Source organism: Candidatus Bathycorpusculum sp. (genome assembly GCF_009778815.1).
Classification (GTDB): domain Archaea; phylum Thermoproteota; class Bathyarchaeia; order Bathyarchaeales; family Bathycorpusculaceae; genus Bathycorpusculum; species Bathycorpusculum hydrogenotrophicum.
On the sequence record NZ_WRFL01000112.1, the window covers coordinates 1 to 3,779 of the forward strand.

Annotated in this window: 4 protein-coding genes; 1 reads left to right on the forward strand and 3 read right to left on the reverse strand. The window is 41.5% G+C overall.

What is annotated here, in order from left to right:
- A partial coding sequence (locus FWF39_RS12025; protein WP_343383677.1) for a hypothetical protein occupies positions 1-598 on the forward strand: 598 nt, incomplete at its 5' end.
- Positions 599-1,425: 827 nt separating this feature from the next.
- On the opposite strand, the gene FWF39_RS12030 is transcribed toward FWF39_RS12025, so the two are convergent.
- From FWF39_RS12030 to FWF39_RS12040, 3 genes are all read right to left on the reverse strand, one after another.
- Entirely contained in the window at positions 1,426-2,697 is a 1,272-nt protein-coding gene (locus FWF39_RS12030; protein WP_343383678.1) for an ABC transporter permease, read from the reverse strand.
- On the reverse strand, positions 2,698-3,402 hold the full coding sequence (locus FWF39_RS12035) for an ABC transporter ATP-binding protein (RefSeq protein WP_343383679.1): 705 nt from the start codon (positions 3,400-3,402) through the stop codon (positions 2,698-2,700).
- A gap of 76 nt (positions 3,403-3,478) precedes the next feature.
- On the reverse strand, positions 3,479-3,779 hold a 301-nt coding region (locus FWF39_RS12040; RefSeq protein ID WP_343383680.1), incomplete at its 5' end, for a winged helix-turn-helix domain-containing protein.

Here is a 3,779-nt window from a genome sequence, read left to right on the forward strand (position 1 = left end):
AAGGTTCACATTTTTTATTGGTGTGATTGTCGTGTTTGATTTTACGATTACTGTTGAGAATGTTGTTATGGCGGGTTGGTTTAGTGAGGGCGTGGATTTGGGTGTTGCATGTTTAAAGTTAGAAGGATCTAAGTGTAGCTGGAAAAAGTTTCCGGGGTTATCTTTCAAGTTGAAGTCGCCTTTGGCTACGTTTTTGCTTTTTGGAAACGGCAAGTTTGTCTGCACAGGCACAAAAACCAAAACCAAAGCAGAGCAAGCCATCACGGTTTTTCTTGGATTGCTTAAAGCGGAAGATTTGGTTTCAAGTCAATGTAGTTTTGAGTGTGAGGTAAAAAATCTTGTAGTCTCAATAAACATGGCGGGGGCATCGGTGTCTTTGAAGCAGTTTAACAGTGAATTTGACACCATATATGAACCAGAAAAATTCCCCGCAGCCGTCTACAAGATGGGTGAATCTAAAGCAACTTTTCTTGTTTTTCTCACGGGTAAGATGATCTGCTCAGGAGTAGCCGATGAAGAAGACCTAAAGAAGACTGTTAAAGACTTCTATGACCAACTCGTAGAGAAAAACGTGATAGCAAAAATATTAAACAACTAACTTCTACAACTCGTTTAGTCTGTCTCATTGAGTTAGCAGAACTGATTATTTCCAAAAAAGGAAAAATGCAGATACTGTCTGCACTTTTAATATAACATATGTATTACTGGCATGACATCATGTTAGCTGGTCAAGGAACAAATCTTTTTTACAGCGTTTTTTACATCTTTAGCATAAAGAGGGCATTGAAATGAGTGGCCAGTTTAAAAATCGTATAGACGCATTAGGTTTTGATGAGGAAGTAAAACAGAAAGTGTTAACTGTTATAGAAGAGGCGGGGTCAGCGTTTCCTTGTTTGCAGTGCAGTTCTAAGGATACCTGTGAAAATTTTCAATGGCACACTAAATGGTTCGGAAACAAATAGACAGCCATTCTAAAAATGGTGAAAAACCAGAAGTTATAGCAAGTCATTACCTTTAGATGTCTTCAACTAAAATAGTAATGCAACGACTTACCTGTTCAGTTGTCTGTTTATCTTTCAGTGTTTATGTGCAAAGATACACTATTGTAAGTGCTATGGCGAAAAAAAATCATGGGGCTTGTTGGAGAGGTAAGCACACCGTTTTGGTACAGTTTGATATGATCCTTTGGATTGTATATGTATTTTTAAATTTGTCTCCGCTTTTACAAAATGTAACATCTTTATAGTAGGGTGTCTTTTGCTGTTTCTTAAATGCAACCATTTCAGATAGAAAATATCTACAGCCAATCTTGTATAAAGGCGTTAAATCTTGCAATAAAAAAGCAACAAGATCATTGTCGTATAATGAGCTTAATTCTTTCAAACAATAAACAAACAAAATAAAAAAAGTGAGGGATGTAGGTGTTTATTCGTATCTGAGTGCTTCTACGGGTTTTAGTTTTGAAGCCCGCCATGCAGGGTAAAGCGCAAAGATAACGCTAATGCCTATGCCAAAAGCCAATGCACCCACAAAAACCATAGGCGTTAACAATGGGGTTATAGCCAATGCACCACCTCCACCACCAAAAACACCTGAACTCATCACCTGCGCAACAATAACTGCTAAACCGTAACCCAACCCAATACCAGCTACTGCACCAATTAACCCAATGATAGCGGACTCTGCAAGAAATATCGAGAGCACACTTCGACTCTTCATACCCAACGCTTTAAGAATACCAATCTCACGGGTACGCTCAATCAATGACACAATCATAATATTCATTATACCAATACCCGCCACTAACAACGAAATCGCCGCAATGCCCACTAGAAATAGCTGGAGAGTATCAAACACTGAGGAGAGCATATCTATCATTGCAGTCGGAGAGGTGACTGAGACTTGGTTGCTAAAGTGATCGGTTATCGCTTTAGAAACGCTGGTTACGGTGGCGTTATCACTATCTTTTAGTGTGACAACTATCATATCACACTGTTCCGTTCCAAAGAAACTCTGAGCTACCTCAATAGGTATGTAAACCCCTGTATCTGAGGGCCCTCCGCTGCCAAACCCGCCAACTTTTTCCAACACACCCGCAACAACTGCCTGATAACTTTCATCAATTGGAGGCAGTACAGTGGCATTGACCCAAGCAATGTTAATTATGTCACCTGTACCAAAGAATATGGTTCCGTTCTGACCGGGCTGGTTAATACGGGTACCTACCACCACTTGTTTTTCTGATGGATCGGTGGGTATGGATCCGGTTTCTGCTTTGAAGGTTGGGTAAACCTGTGCATACTGGTTGAAATCTATACCGTAGAGAGTGGCTGATTGTTTGAGGTCTTCAGTTTGGATGTATCCACTACGACTCATAACTGCCACAGACATCTCAATATCCGGCGAGAGAGCATTTATCTCCGTGGTATAGTTCATGTAAAGACTAAAACCCGTACCGCTGGCACCTTGCCCAAATCCGCCCAAATCGCTTCCGCTACCAGGTCTTACGATTAGGGTGTTGGCCGATAAACCCTGATTAAGCTCACTTGTTATAGTTGCCTGTAGACCCTGCGTAATTGAGAGCAACGCTACGATAGCTGCTATGCCTACGATTACACCTAAGGTGGTTAGGGCAGCACGTAGTTTACGAAGTTTGATGGCGTTAAAAGAGTATCCAAATACGTCTATAGTTTTCATCTAGTTCACCACGTCTGAGCTTACTTCGCCGTCAAACATTTTTACGGTACGCTTGGCTTGATGAGCCAACTTTTCATCATGAGTAACCATGATAATGCTGACATTATGTTCTCTGTTTAGGTTCTGAATCAGAGTTAGGATTTCGCTGGCTGTTTTGGAATCCACATTGCCTGTGGGTTCATCTAAGAGCAGAAATTTGGGGTTGTTGGCTAAGGCACGTGCTATGGCAACGCGTTGTTGTTGTCCGCCGCTGAGTTCTGCAGGTTTATGGTTGATGCGTTCTTTAAGTCCCACCGTCTCTAGAAGGTCTAGTGCGCGTTTTTTGCGTTCAGATTTACTCATATCGGCTATGGACATGGATAATTCGACGTTGTCATGTGCTGTTAATCGGGGGATTAGATTGAAGAATTGGAATACAAATCCGATTCGGCGTCTCAGATCTGAGAGCTGTTTATCATTGAGCTTGCCTATATCGACCCCATCAATGAGTAGTGTGCCCGTGGTAGGTTTATCTAGTGCACCAATAAGGTTTAACATGGTGGATTTGCCACTTCCAGACGGCCCTAAAATTGAAACAAAATCGCCCTGTTCCACCCGAAAGTTCACGCCCCGGAGCGCTTCCACAGGAACTTTACCCAGCATATACGTCTTTTTAACGTTTACTGCGTCTACTACAGCAATATTTTTTGATATCATATTAATCATCTGCCATTCCTATCGGTGCATATAATAAAAGCCGCGCTCACTCCGAAGGAGTACGCAAAAAATGGCATAACATTTGTTATGTTCTTGGTTCTAGCCGTCCAAATTTTAGTTGTCCAATGTGTTTTAGTATCCATTGAACAAGTTGCTCGTAGGCGTGTTTACCTTCATCGGTTAGATGAACAATTCCTTCGGTATCTAATGTGACAAAACCCTGCTCAGACATCCAAGAAAGATACCTAACTAAACGATCATAGGATAGCCCTGTGACTGTAGCTAGGGCGGTTCGGTTGAGATTTTTTTTCTCTTTTAGCGCCTCAATTATCCGGGCGATAACATAGAGATCAAGCTTGGAACTCGACTTTTTCGAACTCGACACT

Coding starts and splice junctions, on each gene's coding strand:
- FWF39_RS12030 (WP_343383678.1), bottom strand. CDS start 2,697: ATGAAAACTATAGACGTATTTGGATACTCTTTTAACGCCATCAAACTT.
- FWF39_RS12035 (WP_343383679.1), bottom strand. CDS start 3,402: ATGATTAATATGATATCAAAAAATATTGCTGTAGTAGACGCAGTAAAC.